Source organism: Pseudomonas qingdaonensis, from assembly GCF_018398475.1.
GTDB classification, from domain to species: domain Bacteria; phylum Pseudomonadota; class Gammaproteobacteria; order Pseudomonadales; family Pseudomonadaceae; genus Aquipseudomonas; species Aquipseudomonas palmensis.
The window spans coordinates 363,585-381,710 of sequence record NZ_CP074676.1; the positions used below are offsets into that span (position 1 = coordinate 363,585).

The 18,126-nt window shown below is 66.0% G+C and carries 14 protein-coding genes and 1 pseudogene; 13 read left to right on the forward strand and 2 right to left on the reverse strand.

Annotated elements, in window-relative coordinates; genetic code table 11:
• Positions 1-30: 30 nt before the first annotated feature.
• Positions 31-1,017: pseudogene (locus KH389_RS27630) on the reverse strand (cache domain-containing protein); the annotation flags it as partial.
• Positions 1,018-1,246: 229 nt separating this feature from the next.
• Here KH389_RS27630 and bamE point away from each other — a divergent pair.
• Complete coding sequence (bamE, locus tag KH389_RS01720) at positions 1,247-1,501, forward strand: outer membrane protein assembly factor BamE domain-containing protein (protein WP_043862184.1); 255 nt, start codon at positions 1,247-1,249, stop codon at positions 1,499-1,501.
• Positions 1,498-2,073 carry a lipocalin family protein gene (locus tag KH389_RS01725; RefSeq protein ID WP_058541650.1) on the forward strand — a complete coding sequence of 192 codons (576 nt, stop codon included), beginning with the start codon at positions 1,498-1,500 and terminating at the stop codon, positions 2,071-2,073. The genes bamE and KH389_RS01725 overlap by 4 nt, the downstream gene beginning before the upstream one ends.
• 91 nt (positions 2,074-2,164) lie before the next feature.
• Here KH389_RS01725 and KH389_RS01730 read toward each other — a convergent pair whose 3' ends face one another.
• On the reverse strand, positions 2,165-3,529 hold the full coding sequence (locus KH389_RS01730; protein ID WP_213606776.1) for a formimidoylglutamate deiminase: 1,365 nt from the start codon (positions 3,527-3,529) through the stop codon (positions 2,165-2,167).
• A 143-nt stretch (positions 3,530-3,672) separates the two neighbouring features.
• Here KH389_RS01730 and hutC point away from each other — a divergent pair, with 143 nt between their 5' ends.
• From hutC to mdoH, 11 genes are all read left to right on the forward strand, one after another.
• Positions 3,673-4,383, forward strand: coding sequence for a histidine utilization repressor (hutC, locus tag KH389_RS01735; RefSeq protein ID WP_162484873.1), 711 nt, complete (start codon positions 3,673-3,675; stop codon positions 4,381-4,383).
• Complete coding sequence (locus tag KH389_RS01740) at positions 4,380-4,952, forward strand: HutD/Ves family protein (RefSeq protein ID WP_213606777.1); 573 nt, start codon at positions 4,380-4,382, stop codon at positions 4,950-4,952. The genes hutC and KH389_RS01740 overlap by 4 nt, the downstream gene beginning before the upstream one ends.
• A 188-nt stretch (positions 4,953-5,140) precedes the next feature.
• Positions 5,141-6,817, forward strand: coding sequence for a urocanate hydratase (gene hutU / locus KH389_RS01745; RefSeq protein WP_043862179.1), 1,677 nt, complete (start codon positions 5,141-5,143; stop codon positions 6,815-6,817).
• Between the two features lie 64 nt (positions 6,818-6,881).
• A complete protein-coding gene (gene hutH, locus KH389_RS01750; RefSeq protein ID WP_213606779.1) occupies positions 6,882-8,414 on the forward strand; it encodes a histidine ammonia-lyase in 1,533 nt (510 codons plus the stop codon).
• 93 nt (positions 8,415-8,507) lie between these two features.
• Positions 8,508-9,902 carry an amino acid permease gene (locus KH389_RS01755; protein WP_123753321.1) on the forward strand — a complete coding sequence of 465 codons (1,395 nt, stop codon included), beginning with the start codon at positions 8,508-8,510 and terminating at the stop codon, positions 9,900-9,902.
• 15 nt (positions 9,903-9,917) lie between these two features.
• Complete coding sequence (gene hutI / locus KH389_RS01760) at positions 9,918-11,150, forward strand: imidazolonepropionase (RefSeq protein ID WP_213606781.1); 1,233 nt, start codon at positions 9,918-9,920, stop codon at positions 11,148-11,150.
• A complete protein-coding gene (hutG, locus tag KH389_RS01765; RefSeq protein ID WP_213606783.1) occupies positions 11,135-11,938 on the forward strand; it encodes an N-formylglutamate deformylase in 804 nt (267 codons plus the stop codon). Before hutI ends, hutG begins: the two co-directional genes overlap by 16 nt.
• Positions 11,939-12,109: 171 nt before the next feature.
• On the forward strand, positions 12,110-13,081 hold the full coding sequence (gene pip / locus KH389_RS01770; RefSeq protein WP_058541644.1) for a prolyl aminopeptidase: 972 nt from the start codon (positions 12,110-12,112) through the stop codon (positions 13,079-13,081).
• Positions 13,078-13,515 carry a D-aminoacyl-tRNA deacylase gene (gene dtd, locus KH389_RS01775; protein WP_088514678.1) on the forward strand — a complete coding sequence of 146 codons (438 nt, stop codon included), beginning with the start codon at positions 13,078-13,080 and terminating at the stop codon, positions 13,513-13,515. The genes pip and dtd overlap by 4 nt, the downstream gene beginning before the upstream one ends.
• Before the next feature lie 262 nt (positions 13,516-13,777).
• Positions 13,778-15,493, forward strand: a complete 1,716-nt coding sequence (locus KH389_RS01780; protein WP_078479895.1) for a glucan biosynthesis protein G — start codon at positions 13,778-13,780, stop codon at positions 15,491-15,493.
• Positions 15,486-18,059 (forward strand): glucans biosynthesis glucosyltransferase MdoH, encoded by a 2,574-nt coding sequence (mdoH, locus tag KH389_RS01785; protein WP_043862171.1) that lies wholly within the window; start codon positions 15,486-15,488, stop codon positions 18,057-18,059. Before KH389_RS01780 ends, mdoH begins: the two co-directional genes overlap by 8 nt.
• Positions 18,060-18,126: the final 67 nt, after the last annotated feature.

Sequence of the window (18,126 nt, forward strand, 5' to 3'; positions counted from 1 at the left end):
GGAGCCCAGCGCGCCGAACTCGTCATGGGCATGAATGCGCAGGCGCCGGGTCAGGTCGCCTTCTCCTTCGGCGATATCGTGCATGGCGCGGCCCATCACATACAGCGGCTCCATCAGGACGCGGATCAGCACGCCGAGCAAGGCGATGATGATCAACACGGCGATGGCCGTGGCCACGATGGCCGAGGTACGAAACTCGCCGAGCATGGCAAAGGCGTAGTCCTGGTCGACCACCATCGCTACGTACCAGTCGGCCGAAGGCACGCCGTTGACGCGGGTGAAACTGATGAACTGCCGGCGCCCGTCCTGCTCGACTTCCTTGAGGCCGCTACCCGGCTGCGGCGTGCCCTGCGGGTAGGCATCGGCCAGGCGCTTGAGGGTCAGCGAGCTGTCCGGGTGGATCAGGATCTTGCCCTCGGCATTGACGATGAACGCCAGGCCGTGGCCGTCGAAGTTCAGCGAGTTGATGATGCTGCTGATGGTGTCCAGGTCGGTGTCGGCACCGCTGACACCGATCAGGCGGCCAGCCTGCTGCACCGGGGTGGCAATGGTGATCACCAGCTTGCCCGAGGAGGCCGAGACGTAGGGTTCGGTAACGATGCTGCGCCCGGCCTCGCTGGCGCCCTTGTACCAGCCGCGTACCCGCGGGTCGTAGTCGGCGGCGCGGTTGCCCGTGGGCATCGATTGCATGCTGCCGTCCTGGCCGCCGAAGTAGGTCAGGGTGAAGTTGCTGGCATACACCGGCAACGCCATCAGCCGGTCCAGGCTCGGCTTGCCGGGGCCATCCACGGCCACCTGCTGGGCAAACGAATGCTGCAGCTGGATGCGGCTCTGCAGCCAGGTCTGGATGTTGCTGGTGGTAAGGCTGCCGAGCTCCTGCATCGTGGCCTCGGTGTTGCTGCGCAGCGACTGGCGCTGGCGGTAATCGTTGAACAGGATGAAACAGGTAAACGCCACCGCGACCACAAGGGCGGCGGCCAGCAGGATCTTGTGGCTGAACTTCAGGTTTTTGGTCATTGCGAGGTCTGTCTGCACAAGGCGGTCAACGGGGAGGGCGCGGCGAAACGTCGCAGCGCCCTCCTGTGTCGTCCGCGCCGGGCAAAAAATGAGGCGGATGTGCGACTAGTCGACAAATGGCAACGATAACCGTGCAGGTAAATGGGGTTGCCGGGAACCGGATAGGGGTTTTTGCTTCTAAGCTCGAGTCAGGCCCCGTGCTTGCACCCTCATGTTCAGGAGTGACCCCATGTCGTTGCGTTCCCTCGCCCTGTTGTCGTTGTGCGTGTTGCTGGCCGCATGCAGCAAGATCAACCAGGAAAACTATTCCAAGCTCCAGGCCGGCATGCCCAAGGCCGAGGTCGAGCGACTGCTGGGCAGCCCCACCGAGTGTTCCGGCGCGCTGGGCATGACCAGTTGTACCTGGGGCGACCAGAAAGCCTTCATCAGCGTGCAGTACGCCGCCGACAAGGTGCTGATGTACTCGGGGCAGGGTCTCAAATGAAACGCCTGCCCCTGCTGTTGAGCCTGTGCGCCGGCCTGCTGCTGACCGGTTGTGCGCATTCGCGCGACGACGGGCCGTTGCCGCCCAAGACCGTCGACAGCGTCGACCTCAAGCGTTACCAGGGCAAGTGGTTCGAGCTGGCGCGGTTGCCGATGTTCTTCCAGCGCAATTGCGCGCAGAGCGAAGCGCATTACAACCTCAAGCCGGACGGCACGGTGGGCGTGCTCAACCGCTGCATCACGCTCGAGGGCGAGTGGGAGGAGGCCAGTGGTACGGCGACGCCACAGGTGCAGGGCAAGACCGACAAGCTGTGGGTGGAGTTCGACAACTGGTTCTCGCGGTTGCTGCCGGGGGTGACGAAGGGCGATTACTGGGTGCTGTACGTGGACAAGGACTACCAGACGGCACTGGTGGGTAACCCGGACCGCAAGTACCTGTGGATACTGTCGCGCACGCCAACGATTCCGGCGCTGGAGCGCGAGAGCCTGCTGGCGCGGGCGCGTCAGCAGGGGTATGACACCACGCGGCTGATCTGGCGCGTCTCCGACCGCGATATCGCGCAAAAACGGTAACGGCCCTTTCGCCGGCAAGGCCGGCTCCTACAGGCGGTGTCGAACCTGTAGGAGCCGGCCTTGCCGGCGAAGGCCGCGCTGCGGTTTGAGATCAGCCCAGCACTTCGCGAAGCACCCCGGCAAACGCCTGCGCACTCTGTTCTTCACCCGCATGCCGCCCCTGTTGCACCACCCACTTGCCATTGACCATCACATCGCGCACCTGCCGGTCGCTGCCGGCAAACAGCCAGCGATTGAGAACCCCGTCCCCGCTCGCCGTGGCGATATACGGATCGGCCCCATCCAGCACAATCCAGTCGGCCCGCCGGCCCACCGCCAGTTCGCCAACCGGCTGCCCCAGCGCCTGCGCACCACCGGCCAGGGCCGCATCGAACAGGGTGCGCCCCACCATCGGCTGATCGGCCCCATGCAACCGGTTGCGCCGCTGGTCGCGCAGGCGTTGGCCATATTCGAGCCAGCGCAATTCCTCCACCACGCTCAGCGACACATGGCTGTCCGAGCCGATGCCCATGCGCCCGCCCTGGGCCAGGTAGTCGACGGCAGGGAAGATGCCGTCGCCCAGGTTGGCCTCGGTGGTCAGGCACAGGCCGGCCACCGCCTTGCTGCGCGCCATGGCGCTGACTTCGTCGGGCTCGGCGTGGGTGGCGTGCACCAGGCACCAGCGCTGGTCGACATCGACGTTTTCATACAGCCACTGCAATGGCCGGCGGCCACTCCAGGCCAGGCAGTCGTCGACTTCCTTCTGCTGTTCGGCAATGTGGATATGCACCGGGCAGGCCTTGTCACCGGCAGCCATGACCTGGGCGATCTGCTGCGGGGTGACCGCGCGCAGGGAGTGAAAGCACAGCCCCAGGCGCTGCGCCGGTTGCTGGGCGAGCAGCGGCGCCAGTTGCGTGTGCAGGTGCAGGTACTGCTCGGTGCCGTTGATGAAGCGACGTTGCCCGTCATTGGGCGCCTGCCCGCCGAAACCCGAGTGGCTGTACAGCACCGGCAGCAAGGTCAGGCCGATGCCGGTGTCGGCGGCGGCCTGGCTGATGCGCAGCGACAGTTCGGCCGGGTCGGCATAGGCCTTGCCCTGGGCGTCATGGTGCACGTAATGGAATTCGGCCACCGAGGTGTAGCCGGCCTTGAGCATCTCGATGTACAGCTGGCGCGCAATGATGCCCAGTTGCTCGGGGCTGATCCGGCCCACCAGCCGGTACATCAGCTCGCGCCAGGTCCAGAAGCTGTCGTTGGGGTTGCCGGCCACTTCCGCCAGGCCGGCCATCGCGCGCTGGAAGGCGTGCGAGTGCAGGTTCGGCATGCCCGGCAGCAACGGCCCGGCCAGGCGCTCGGCGCCATCTGCCGAGGCGCCTGGCTGTACGCAGTTCAACAGGCCGTCGGGGCCTGTCTCGATTCGCACGTTTTCTGCCCAGCCTGTAGGCAACAAAGCACGTTCGGCAAAGAACACGGACATCGGTACGCCACCCTTTTCTGGTTATTTGTATATACATATACAGACGTTTGCCTGCCCGGTAAACTGCGGCACTCTACCGGTCATACTCATCACCAAGGATTTTTGCCGTGTCGACACCTCCTGTCTCCGCGTTGGTTGCCCACATGGGCGAGGGCCCGGCGCCGCTGTATGCGCGGGTCAAGCAGATGATCGCCCAGCAGATCCAGAACGGCAGCTGGCCGCCGCATCACCGCGTACCGTCCGAGAGCGAACTGGTCACCGAGCTGGGCTTCAGCCGCATGACCATCAACCGCGCCTTGCGCGAGCTGACCGCCGAAGGCCTGCTGGTGCGCATGCAGGGCGTCGGCACCTTCGTCGCCGAGCCCAAGAGCCGCTCGGCGCTGTTCGAGGTCAACAACATCGCCGACGAGATCGCCGCGCGCGGCCACCAGCACAGCTGCAAGGTGATCACCCTGACCGAAGAGGCGGCAGGCTCGGAGCGGGCGCTGGCGCTGGACATGCGCGAAGGGCAGCGGGTGTTCCATTCGCTGATCGTGCACTACGAAAACGGCATCCCGGTGCAGATCGAGGACCGCTTCGTCAACGCCCAGGTCGCCCCGGACTACCTCAAGCAGGACTTCACCCGCCAGACCCCCTACGCCTACCTGTCCCAGGTGGCGCCGCTGACCGAAGGCGAGCACGTGGTCGAGGCGATCCTGGCCGAACCCGAGGAATGCCGCCTGCTGCAGATCGAGCCGGGCGAGCCGTGCCTGCTGATCCGCCGGCGCACCTGGTCGGGTCGCCAGCCGGTCACGGCGGCGCGCCTGATTCACCCCGGTTCCCGTCACCGCCTGGAAGGACGCTTCAGCAAATGAGTTCGTTGACCCTGTTACGTGCCGCCGACTACCCGCGCATGCCGTGGAAGAACGGCGGCGGCAGTACCGAAGAGATCACCCGCGATGGCGGGGCCGGCCTGGAGGGCTTTGGCTGGCGCCTGTCGATTGCCGACATCGCCGAGTCGGGCGGGTTTTCCAGCTTTGCCGGGTATCAGCGCGTGATCAGCGTGCTGCAGGGCGATGGCATGCGCCTGATGGTGGATGGCCAGGCCAGCCGCGAGCTGCTGGCATTCGATGCCTTCGCCTTCAGCGGCGAAAGTGCAGTGAGCTGCAACCTGCTGGGCGGGCCGATTCGCGACTTCAACCTGATCTATGCGCCGCAGCGGTTTGCCGCGCGGTTGCAGTGGCTGCCGGGTGAAAGCCGGGTGTACAGCTCGGCCCAGACGCTGCTGGTGTTCGCGGCGCACGAGCGGGTGCGGGTCAAGGTCGCAGGGCATGCCGAGCAGTCGCTGGGTCGCTATGACTGCCTGCGGCTGGACGGCAATCACGGGTTGCTGGAATTCGAGGTCAGTGGGCAGATCTGCCTGATCGAGCTGACCGAACGTTAAGGGCTTCGCCAGCAAGGCTGGCTCCTGCAGGTTCCATTCTTTTTTTGCGTGTAGGAGCCGGCCTTGCCGGCGAAGCGGACGACACTGTTTTTTGGTTGCCTGTACTTGTACATACAAGTAAATATATGTTTGTATTGCATCCATGGCAGTGCCATCCCGAATTCGCCTTTCGCTCGAGGAGCCCTTACGTGACGAACAAGCACAATAAATTCCGTGACGTCGAAATTCGCGCCCCGCGCGGCACCCAGCTCACCGCCAAGAGCTGGCTGACCGAAGCGCCGCTGCGCATGCTGATGAACAACCTCGACCCGCAAGTTGCCGAGAACCCCAAGGAGCTGGTGGTGTACGGCGGCATCGGCCGCGCCGCGCGCAACTGGGAGTGCTACGACAAGATCGTCGAGAGCCTCACCCACCTGAATGACGACGAGACCCTGCTGGTGCAATCCGGCAAGCCGGTCGGCGTGTTCAAGACCCACAGCAACGCCCCGCGCGTACTGATCGCCAACTCCAACCTGGTGCCGCACTGGGCCAACTGGGAACATTTCAACGAACTCGATGCCAAGGGCCTGGCCATGTACGGCCAGATGACCGCCGGCAGCTGGATCTACATCGGCAGCCAGGGCATCGTGCAGGGCACCTACGAAACCTTCGTCGAAGCCGGCCGCCAGCACTACAACGGCAGCCTCAAGGGCAAGTGGGTGCTCACCGCGGGCCTGGGCGGCATGGGCGGCGCGCAGCCACTGGCCGCGACCCTGGCCGGCGCCTGCTCGCTGAACATCGAATGCCAGCAGAGCCGCATCGACTTCCGCCTGAGCAGCCGCTACGTGGATGAACAGGCCACCGACCTGGACGACGCCCTGGCGCGCATCGCCAGATACACGGGCGAAGGCAAGGCCATCTCCATCGCCCTGCTGGGCAATGCCGCCGAAATCCTGCCCGAGCTGGTCAAGCGCGGCGTGCGCCCCGACATGGTCACCGACCAGACCAGCGCCCACGACCCGCTCAATGGCTACCTGCCGGCCGGCTGGACCTGGGAGCAGTACCGCGACCGCGCGCAGACCGAACCGGCGGCGGTGGTCAAGGCTGCCAGGCAGTCGATGGCCGTGCACGTGCAGGCCATGCTCGACTTCCAGAAGCAGGGCATCCCGACCTTCGACTACGGCAACAACATTCGTCAGATGGCCAAGGAAGAGGGTGTGACCAACGCCTTCGACTTCCCCGGCTTCGTACCTGCCTATATCCGCCCGCTGTTCTGCCGCGGCGTGGGCCCGTTCCGCTGGGCCGCGCTGTCGGGCGACGCCCAGGACATCTACAAGACCGACGCCAAGGTCAAGGAACTGATCCCCGACGACGCGCACCTGCACAACTGGCTGGACATGGCCCGCGAGCGCATCAGCTTCCAGGGCCTGCCGGCACGTATCTGCTGGGTCGGCCTGGGCCTGCGCGCCAAGCTGGGCCTGGCGTTCAACGAAATGGTGCGCAGCGGCGAGCTGTCGGCACCGATCGTGATCGGCCGCGACCACCTGGACTCCGGCTCCGTCTCCAGCCCCAACCGTGAAACCGAAGCCATGCAGGACGGCTCCGACGCCGTGTCCGACTGGCCGCTGCTCAATGCCCTGCTCAACACCGCCAGCGGCGCGACCTGGGTCTCCCTGCACCACGGCGGCGGGGTGGGCATGGGCTTCTCGCAGCACTCGGGCATGGTCATCGTGTGCGACGGCACCGACGAAGCCGCCGAGCGTATTGCCCGCGTCCTGCACAACGACCCGGCCACCGGCGTGATGCGCCATGCCGATGCCGGTTATCAGATCGCCATCGACTGTGCGAAAGAGCAGGGTCTGAACCTGCCGATGATCACGCGCTGAGCGGCGCCCTGGTCGATACTGAATTCATGACGGGCGTGAACGCCTTTCGAGACGGAGCAATAACGTGACCCAACTGACCCTGAAGCCTGGCACCCTGACCTTGGCTCAGCTGCGTGCGATCTACCAGCAACCGCTGACCCTGCAACTGGACGCCAGCGCCGACCAGCAGATCGAAGACAGCGTGGCCTGCGTCGAGCAGATCCTTGCCGAGGACCGCACCGCCTACGGCATCAATACCGGTTTCGGCCTGCTGGCCTCGACCCGCATCGCCAGCCACGACCTGGAGAACCTGCAGCGCTCGCTGGTGCTGTCCCACGCCGCCGGCGTCGGCGCGCCGCTGGACGACGCCCTGGTGCGCCTGATCATGGTGCTCAAGGTCAACAGCCTGAGCCGTGGTTTTTCCGGCATCCGGCGCAAGGTGATCGACGCGCTGATTGCCCTGATCAACGCCGAGGTCTACCCGCACATTCCGCTCAAGGGCTCGGTGGGCGCCTCCGGCGACCTCGCACCGCTGGCGCACATGTCGCTGGTGCTGCTGGGCGAAGGCAAGGCCCGCCACAAGGGCCAATGGCTGTCGGCCACCGAAGCGCTGGCGGTGGCCGGCCTCGAGCCGCTGACCCTGGCTGCCAAGGAGGGCCTGGCCCTGCTCAACGGCACCCAGGCGTCCACCGCCTATGCGCTGCGCGGGCTGTTCGAAGGCGAAGACCTGTTCGCTGCCGCCGTCGCCTGCGGCAGCCTCACCGTCGAAGCGGTGCTGGGCTCGCGCTCGCCCTTCGATGACCGCATTCATCAGGCCCGCGGCCAGCGTGGCCAGATCGACTCGGCCGCCTGCTACCGCGACCTGCTGGGCGACGGCAGCGAAGTGTCGGCCTCGCACCAGAACTGCGGCAAGGTGCAGGACCCGTACTCCCTGCGTTGCCAGCCACAGGTGATGGGCGCCTGCCTGACCCAGTTGCGCCAGGCCGCCGAGGTACTGGTGGTGGAGGCCAACGCGGTGTCCGACAACCCGCTGGTATTCGCCAAGGAGGGTGACGTGATCTCCGGTGGCAACTTCCACGCCGAGCCGGTGGCCATGGCCGCCGACAACATGGCCCTGGCCATCGCCGAAATCGGTTCGCTGAGCGAGCGGCGCATCTCGCTGATGATGGACAAGCACATGTCGCAGTTGCCGCCGTTCCTGGTGGCCAATGGCGGGGTCAACTCCGGCTTCATGATCGCCCAGGTCACCGCCGCCGCGCTGGCCAGCGAGAACAAGGCGCTGGCGCACCCGCACAGCGTCGACAGCATTCCCACCTCGGCCAACCAGGAAGACCACGTGTCGATGGCCCCGGCCGCCGGCAAGCGCCTGTGGGAAATGGCCGAGAACACCCGCGGTGTGCTGGCCGTGGAATGGCTGGCCGCCTGCCAGGGCCTGGACCTGCGCACCGGCCTCAAGACCTCGCCCAAGCTGGAGCAGGCGCGCCAGGCCCTGCGCGGCCAGGTCGCGCACTACGACAAGGACCGTTTCTTCGCCCCCGACATCGAGGCGGCCATCGCCCTGCTGGCCGCGGGCACGCTGACCGGCCTGCTGCCGGCCAAGGTGCTGCCCAGCCTCTGACGCCACCGGCTGGCCGTGCAGGCCAGCCGTCTGCCGCGCGAACCCTGGCGGGTTCGCGCTGCTTTTCGCCTACAAAAAAAACAGGAACGCGAAATGCAATCTCAAGCACAAGGTCTCAAGCGCGGGCTTACGGCCCGGCACATTCGATTCATGGCACTGGGCTCGGCCATCGGCACCGGGCTGTTCTACGGTTCGGCCGCGGCCATCCAGATGGCCGGCCCGGCGGTGTTGCTGGCCTACCTGATCGGCGGCGCGGCGGTGTTCATGGTGATGCGTGCACTGGGTGAAATGGCCGTGCACAACCCGGTGTCCGGCTCGTTCGGAAAGTACGCCAGCACCTACCTGGGGCCCATGGCCGGCTTCGTGCTGGGCTGGACCTACGCCTTTGAAATGATCATCGTGTGCCTGGCCGACGTCACGGCCTTCGGCATCTACATGGGCTTCTGGTTTCCCGAGGTGGCGCGCTGGGTGTGGGTGCTGGGCATCGTGTTCCTGATCGGCGGGCTCAACCTGTGCAACGTCAAGGTGTTCGGCGAGATGGAGTTCTGGCTGTCGCTGCTCAAGGTCGGCGCGATCGTGGCGATGATCCTGGCCGGTTTCGGCATCATGGCCTTCGGCCTGGCCAATGCCGAGGCGGGCAACACGGTGGGCATCGGCAACCTGTTCGATCACGGCGGCTTCATGCCCAACGGTGTCGGTGGACTGATCGCCTCGTTCGCGGTGGTGATGTTCGCCTTCGGCGGCATCGAGATCATCGGTATCACCGCCGGTGAAGCCAAGGACCCGCAGCGCGTGATCCCCAAGGCGATCAACGCCGTGCCGCTGCGCATCCTGCTGTTCTATGTGCTCACCCTGTTCGTGCTGATGTGCCTGTACCCCTGGCCGCAGATCGGCAGCCAGGGCAGCCCGTTCGTGCAGATCTTCAGCAACCTGGGGATCGGTTCGGCGGCCACGGTGCTCAACATCGTGGTGATCTCGGCGGCGGTGTCGGCCATCAACAGCGATATCTTCGGTGCCGGGCGCATGATGTACGGCCTGGCCGAGCAGGGCCACGCGCCCAAGGGCTTCTCGAAGATCTCGCGCCACGGCGTGCCGTGGATGACCGTGCTGGTGATGGGCGCTGCGCTGCTCGGTGGCGTGGTGCTCAACTACCTGATTCCGGAAAACGTGTTCCTGCTGATCGCCTCCATTGCCACCTTTGCTACGGTATGGGTGTGGCTGATGATCCTGGTGACCCAGGTGGCCATGCGCCGCAGCATGAGCCGCGAAGAGGTCGCGCAACTGAAGTTCCCGGTACCGTTCTGGCCGTATGGGCCGGCCGCAGCCATCGCCTTCATGCTGTTCGTGTTCGGCGTGCTGGGCTACTTCCCCGACACCCAGGCGGCGTTGATCGTCGGCGTGGTGTGGGTGGTGTTCCTGGTGGCCGCCTACTGGCTGTGGTGCAAGCCGCGTGGCACGGTCACGCAGCCGGTGTCGACGCCTCAATAGTTACGGAGACTGTGCATGAAAACCCTCTGGCAGCACTGCCATGTGGCAAGCATGGCGCACGGCGCCTACTCGATCATCGAGGACGCGGCCATTGTCACCTGCGCCGGGCGCATCGAATGGATCGGCCCGCGCCAGGCGCTGGCAGACCCTGTGCCTGACAGCACGGTCGACCTGGGCGGCGCCTGGGTCACCCCCGGGCTGATCGACTGCCACACCCACGCGGTGTTCGGCGGCAACCGCAGCGGCGAGTTCGAACAGCGCCTGCAGGGCGTGAGCTACGCCGAGATCGCCGCCCAGGGGGGTGGCATCGCCAGCACCGTGCGCGCCACCCGCGCCGCCAGCGAAGACGAGCTGTATGCCAGCGCCCTGCGCCGGGTGCAGGCCCTGATGCGTGATGGTGTGACCACCCTGGAGATCAAGTCCGGCTACGGCCTGGACCTGGACAACGAGCGCAAGATGCTCAAGGTGGCGCGCCGGCTCGGCGAAACGCTGCCGCTGACCGTGCGCAGCACCTGCCTGGCGGCGCATGCCTTGCCGCCCGAGTACGCCGAGCGCGCCGACGACTACATCACTCACATCTGCGAGCAGATGCTCCCGGTGCTGGCTGGCGAAGGGCTGGTGGACGCGGTGGATGCGTTCTGCGAATACCTGGCGTTTTCGCCGGCGCAGGTCGAGCGGGTGTTTCTCAAGGCCCGCGAGCTGGGCCTGCCGGTCAAGCTGCATGCCGAGCAGCTGTCGTCGCTGCACGGTTCGAGCCTGGCGGCGCGCTACCAGGCACTGTCGGCCGATCACCTGGAGTTCATGGACGAGGCCGATGCCATCGCCATGGCCCAGGCCGGTACGGTGGCGGTGCTGCTGCCGGGGGCGTTCTACTTCTTGCGCGAAACCCAGCTGCCGCCGATGGACGCGCTGCGCAGGCACGGCGTGAAGATCGCGATTGCCAGCGACCTCAACCCCGGCACCTCGCCGGCCTTGTCGCTGCGCCTGATGCTGAACATGGCCTGCACCCTGTTTCGCATGACCCCCGAAGAAGCCCTGGCCGGTGTCACCGTGCATGCCGCCACGGCGTTGGGGCTGGGCGACAGTCATGGCTCGCTGGAGGTCGGCAAGGTGGCCGACTTCGTGGCCTGGGACATCGAACGGCCGGCAGACCTGGCCTACTGGCTGGGCGGCGACCTGCACAAGCGGGTGGTGCGCCACGGCGTTGAACTGACCGATAAAGGGGAGGCTGCATGGACAAGGTCGTGAGTTTTCACCAGGGTACGCTGCCGCTGCTGGTCAGCATTCCCCATGCCGGGCTCAGGCTGACCCCGGCGGTCGAGGCCGGGCTGGTGGACGAGGCCAGGGGCCTGCCGGACACCGACTGGCACATTCCGCGCCTGTACGCCTTTGCCCGTGAGCTGGGCGCCAGCGTGGTGGTGGGCGAGTATTCGCGCTTCGTCATCGACCTGAACCGGCCCGAGGATGACCAGCCGCTGTATGCCGGCGCCACCACCGGGCTGTTCCCGGCCACGCTGTTCGAAGGGCAGCCGCTGTTCAAGGCGGGGCTGGAGCCGAGTGCGGCCGAACGGGCGGGCTACCTGGAGGCCATCTGGCGGCCGTATCACGACACCCTCACCGGCGAGCTGGCGCGCCTGCGCGAGCAGTTCGGCTATGCGTTGCTGTGGGATGCACACTCGATCCGCTCGGTGATCCCTCACCTGTTCGACGGCACGTTGCCGGACTTCAACATCGGCACCTTCAATGGCGCGAGCTGCGATGCGGCGCTGGCCGAGCGGGTCAGGGCGGTGGCGGCCGGCGCGCAGGGCTACAGCCATGTGCTCAACGGGCGCTTCAAGGGCGGGCACATCACCCGTCACTATGGCGCCCCGGCCAACAACGTGCATGCGGTGCAGATGGAACTGGCGCAGTGCAACTACATGGAGGAGGTGGCGCCGTTCACCTACCGCGACGATCTGGCGCAGCTGACCCAGCGGGTGCTGGAGCAGATGCTGGTGGCGATGCTGGGGTGGGGGCGCGAGCGTTACCCGGCATAGGACCGCGGCGCTGCCTTCGCCGGCAAGGCCGGCTCCTGCAGACGGTTGCGAACCGTTAGGAGCCGGCCTTGCCGGCGAAGGGGCCCGAAAGCCGAACACAGGTACATGCTCAAAGCGCATTTCGGGTTTATGATGCCCAACGGCAGCCTATTTCCCCACACGGAGTGCGTAATGCAGACCTTGTACCCGCAGATCAAACCCTACGCCCGGCACGATCTGGCCGTGGAAGCACCGCATGTACTGTACGTCGATGAAAGCGGTTCCCCGGAAGGTCTGCCCGTGCTGTTCATTCATGGCGGCCCGGGCGCCGGCTGCGATGCGCAAAGCCGCTGCTATTTCGACCCCAACCTGTACCGCATCGTCACCTTCGACCAGCGCGGCTGCGGTCGCTCCACCCCGCACGCGAGCCTGGAGAACAACACCACCCAGGCCCTGATCGAAGACATCGAGCGTATCCGCGAGCACCTGAACATCGAAAAATGGGTGCTGTTCGGCGGTTCCTGGGGCTCGACCCTGGCCCTGGCCTACGCCCAGACCCACCCCGAGCGCGTGCACGGGCTGATCCTGCGCGGCATCTTCCTGTGCCGCCCGCAGGAAATCGAATGGTTCTACCAGGCAGGTGCCAGCCGACTGTTCCCCGACTACTGGCAGGATTACATCGCGCCGATCCCCGCCGACGAGCGCGACGACCTGGTCAAGGCCTTCCACAAGCGCCTTACCGGCAACGACCAGATCGCCCAGATGCATGCGGCCAAGGCCTGGTCCACCTGGGAGGGCCGCACCGCGACGCTGCGTCCCAACCCGCTGGTGGTCGACCGCTTCTCCGAGCCGCAACGCGCCCTGTCGATTGCCCGCATCGAATGCCACTACTTCATGAACAACGCGTTCCTGGAGCCCGACCAGCTGATCCGCGACATGCCGCGTATCGCCCACCTGCCGGCGGTGATCGTGCACGGTCGCTATGACGTGATCTGCCCGCTGGACAACGCCTGGGCGCTGCACCAGGCCTGGCCCAACAGCGAGCTGAAAGTGATTCGCGACGCCGGCCACGCCGCCTCCGAGCCCGGCATCACCGATGCCCTGGTGCGCGCCGCCGACCAGATGGCCCGGCGCCTGCTCGACCTGCCGCTGGAAGAAGCGTGAAGGGCCTGCTGCAACGCGCGCGTGGCGCGCGGGTAGAGGTCGACGGCGAGATCGTCGGGTCCATCGACCAGGGCCTGCTGGTGCTGGTCGCCGTCGAGCCCGGCGACACCCCGGCCCACGCCGACAAGCTGCTGCACAAGCTGCTCAACTACCGGGTGTTCAGCGACCCCCAGGGCAAGATGAACCTGTCGCTCAAGGACATCGACGGCGGCCTGCTGCTGGTATCGCAGTTCACCCTGGCTGCCGACACCCAGAGCGGCCTGCGCCCGAGCTTTTCCACCGCCGCGCCACCGGCACTCGGTGCCGAACTGTTCGATTACCTGCTGGCCCAGGCGAGGCTCAAGCACCCCACGGTGGCGAGCGGGCGTTTCGGTGCGGACATGCAGGTTCACCTGGTCAATGATGGCCCTGTGACATTTATGCTACAAATATGAAGGTGAAAAGGCCGCTGCTTGCATGAAAACAGCGGCTTTTCAGCATAAATAGTTGCTTGGCCCTGATGCGTTGTAACGCGGCCTGCTGGATAATCGCGCGAAATGTGGGCCTGCGTTCGCAGGCCCGTTTTACTCTGACTTGAGCATCGTCCGGAACCGTTTGGGGAATCATTGTGCCCTTTCGGAGTCCGAACAGTGCTCGCCAACCCGGCATACGTCGCTGGCCGTTGGTTCTTTGATCTGTTTTCGGCGAGGGTTGCTCGTGATTGTAAGTCCCTGTAATGCACCAAGAACTTCCGCCAATCGGCTGCGCAAGGCCTTCGTGGCAGCCTCTGCACTGGTCTGCCTGCTCAGCGCGGGCCAGCTCTGGGCGTTCAACCTCGACGACGTGGCAGCCAAGGCCAAAGACCTGGCCGGGCAGAAGTACGAAGCACCCAAGAGCAACCTGCCGGCCGTGTTCCGTGACATGAAGTACGGCGACTACCAGAAGATCCGCTTCCTGCAGGACAAGGCCGAGTGGGCCCAGGACAAGACCCCGTTCAAGCTGTCGTTCTACCACCAGGGCATGCACTTCGACACGCCGGTACGCATCAACGAAGTCACCGCCAACAAGGTGCAGGAGATCAAGTACGACCCGAGCCGCTTCGACTTCGGCGACGTGCAGTTCGACCCCAAGGCCACCGACAAGCTCGGCTACGCCGGCTTTCGCGTGCTGTACCCGATCAACAAGGCCGACAAGCAGGATGAAATCATGACCCTGCTTGGCGCCAGCTATTTCCGCGTGGTCGGCAAGGGCCATGTGTATGGCCTGTCGGCCCGTGGCCTGGCCATCGACACCGCGCTGCCGTCGGGCGAGGAGTTCCCGCGCTTCACCGAGTTCTGGGTCGAGAAGCCCAAGCCGACCGACAAGCACCTGGTGATCTACGCGCTGCTCGATTCGCCGCGCTCCACCGGCGCCTACAAGCTGACCCTGCGCCCGGGCACCGACACCATCGTCGACGTCAAGTCCAGGGTGTACCTGCGTGACCACGTCAGCCGCCTGGGCATCGCCCCGCTGACCAGCATGTTCCTGTTCGGCGGCAACCAGCCGTCCAAGGTGCCCAACTACCGCCCTGCGCTGCACGACTCCGAAGGCCTGTCGATCCATGCGGCCAACGGCGAATGGCTGTGGCGCCCGCTCAACAACCCCAAGCACCTGGCCGTGAGCAACTTCAGCGTCGAGAACCCGCGTGGGTTCGGCCTGCTGCAGCGCCAGCGCGAGTTCAGCCAGTTCGAAGACCTCGACGACAACTACCAGAAGCGCCCGAGCGCCTGGATCGAGCCGAGCGGCGACTGGGGCAAGGGCACCGTCGACCTGGTCGAGATCCCGACCGCCGACGAGACCAACGACAACATCGTGGCCTTCTGGAGCCCGGAAAAACTGCCTGAGCCCGGTGTGGCATCCGAATTCAACTACCGCCTGCACTGGACCATCGACGAGTCCGAGTTCCACTCGCCGAACCTGGGCTGGGTCAAGCAGACCCTGCGCTCCACCGGTGACGTCAAGCAGTCCAACCTGATCCGCCAGCCCGATGGCAGCATCGCGTTCCTGGTCGACTTCGAGGGCCCGGTGCTGGCCGCCCTGCCGGAAGATGCCAACGTGCGCAGCCAGGTGACCACCGACGACAACGCCGAAGTGGTCGAGAACAACCTGCGCTACAACCCCGAGATCAAGGGCTGGCGCCTGACCCTGCGCCTGAAGGTCAAAGACCCGAGCAAGGCCACCGAAATGCGCGCCGCGCTGCTGCGCGACGTGCCGGTCGAACAGCCCAAGCCGGCCAAGCCTGCCAAGCAGGACAAGGCCGCTGCCAAGCACGCCAAGCAGGAAAAACCTGCCCAGCCGCCAGCCGCCGATGCGGCGACCACCACCGGGACACCGGCCACCACCGAACAGGTGTTGACCGAGACCTGGAGCTATCAGTTGCCTGCCGATGAGTAACTCTTCACAAAGGCCGGAATCGCTTGGCGAGTACCTGGCCCATCTGCCCCTGAGCGACGAGCAGCGCGCCGAACTGGCCAGCTGCAATTCGTTCAGCGAGCTGCACCGACGCCTGTCGGCGCAGCCGCCGGTGGGTGAAAACGGTTCGGTACAGGGTTCGGTGGGCAGCCGCCTGACCCTGGACAGCGCTGCGGAACTGGAAGAGGCCGAGATGCTCGCCCTCGACGCCAGTGGCCGGGTGTGCCTGAAGGCCACCCCGCCGATCCACCGCACCCGGGTGATCCCCGAGCCATGGCGCACCAACATCCTGGTGCGCGCCTGGCGCCGGGTCACCGGACGTACCAACGCGCCGGCGCCTGAACAGCGCGAGCTGCCCAAGGCGCGCTGGCGCTGGGTGGGTTCGATGCGCCGCTACATCCTGCTGGCGTTGATGCTCGGCCAGACCGTGGTCGCCGGCTGGTACATGAAGGGCATCCTGCCGTACCAGGGCTGGTCGTTCGTCGACCTCGACGAAATCATGCACCAGTCGTTCATGCAGACCGTCACCCAGGTGTGGCCGTATGCGCTGCAGACCAGCATCCTGATCCTGTTCGGCATTCTGTTCTGCTGGGTGTCGGCCGGTTTCTGGACCGCGCTGATGGGCTTTCTGGAACTGCTCACCGGGCGTGACAAGTACCGGATCTCTGGCAGCAGCGCCGGCAACGAACCGATCGAGGCCGGGGCGCGAACCGCACTGGTGATGCCGATCTGCAACGAAGACGTGGCCCGGGTGTTCGCCGGCCTGCGTGCGACCTTCGAGTCGGTGGCGGCCACGGGCAACCTGGACCGCTTCGACTTCTTCGTGCTCAGCGACACCAACGACACCGACATCGCCGTGGCCGAACAGCAGGCCTGGCTGGACGTATGCCGTGAGGCCAAGGGCTTCGGGCGCATCTTCTACCGTCGCCGTCGTCGCCGGGTCAAACGCAAGAGCGGCAACCTCGACGACTTCTGCCGTCGCTGGGGCGCGGACTACCGCTACATGGTGGTACTCGACGCCGACAGCGTGATGAGCGGCGAATGCCTCACCAGCCTGGTGCGGCTGATGGAAGCCAACCCCGACGCCGGGATCATCCAGACCGCGCCCAAGGCGTCGGGCATGGATACCCTGTATGCGCGCATGCAGCAGTTCGCCACCCGGGTGTACGGCCCGCTGTTCACCGCCGGCCTGCACTTCTGGCAGCTGGGCGAATCGCACTACTGGGGCCACAACGCGATCATCCGCATGAAACCCTTCATCGAGCACTGCGCCCTGGCGCCGTTGCCGGGCAAGGGCGCCTTCGCTGGTGCGATCCTGTCCCACGACTTCGTCGAAGCCGCACTGATGCGCCGTGCCGGCTGGGGCGTGTGGATCGCCTATGACCTGCCGGGCAGCTATGAAGAGTTGCCGCCCAACCTGCTCGACGAGCTCAAGCGCGATCGGCGCTGGTGCCACGGCAACCTGATGAACTTCCGCCTGTTCCTGGTCAAGGGCATGCACCCGGTGCACCGTGCGGTGTTCCTCACCGGGGTGATGTCGTACCTGTCGGCGCCGCTGTGGTTCTTCTTCCTGGTGCTGTCGACCGCGCTGCTGGCGACCAACACCCTGATGGAGCCGCAGTACTTCCTCGAACCGCGTCAGCTCTACCCGCTGTGGCCGCAGTGGCACCCGGAAAAAGCCATCGCGCTGTTCTCCACCACCATCGTGCTGCTGTTCCTGCCCAAGCTGCTGAGCATCATCCTGATCTGGGCCAAGGGCGCCAAGGAGTTCGGCGGGCGCATCAAGGTCACCCTGTCGATGCTGCTGGAGATGCTGTTCTCCATGCTGCTGGCGCCGGTACGCATGATCTTCCACACCCGCTTCGTGCTGGCCGCGTTCCTGGGCTGGGCCGCGACCTGGAACTCGCCACAGCGTGACGACGACTCCACCCCGTGGAGCGAAGCGGTGCGCCGGCATGGCCCGCAGACCCTGCTGGGCGTGGCCTGGGCGCTGCTGGTGGCGTGGCTGAACCCGAGCTTCCTGTGGTGGCTGGTGCCGATCGTGGGCTCGCTGATGCTGTCGATCCCGGTGTCGGTGATTTCCAGCCGCACCAACCTGGGCCTGCGCGCCAAGGACGAGAAGCTGTTCCTGATCCCTGAGGAATACGCCACGCCGCAGGAACTGCTGGCCACCGACCAGTACACCCACGAAAACCGCTGGCATGCGCTGAAGGACGGGTTTGTGCGGGCCGTGGTCGACCCGCAACAGAACGCCCTGGCCTGTGCCCTGGCGACCGCGCGCCATGGCGTGGCGGAGGTGGTCGAGCGCAACCGCGCCGAGCGCATCGCCAAGGCCCTGGAAGTCGGCCCGGCCGCGCTGGATGGCGCCACGCGCCTGGCGCTGCTCAGCGACCCGGTCGCCCTGGCACGGCTGCACAGCCGCGTGTGGGCCGAAGACAACCGCGCCTGGCTGGATGTGTGGCGTGAGTCGATTGCCAACGACCCGCACTCGCCGCTGTTGCCGCTGCACCCGCAGCACGAGGGGCAGGCCGCACTCGCCGGGGCCTGATCTGCGGGCCCCTTCGCCAGCAACGCTGGCTCCTACAGGTCATCCGTGCCGTTGTAGGAGCCGGCTT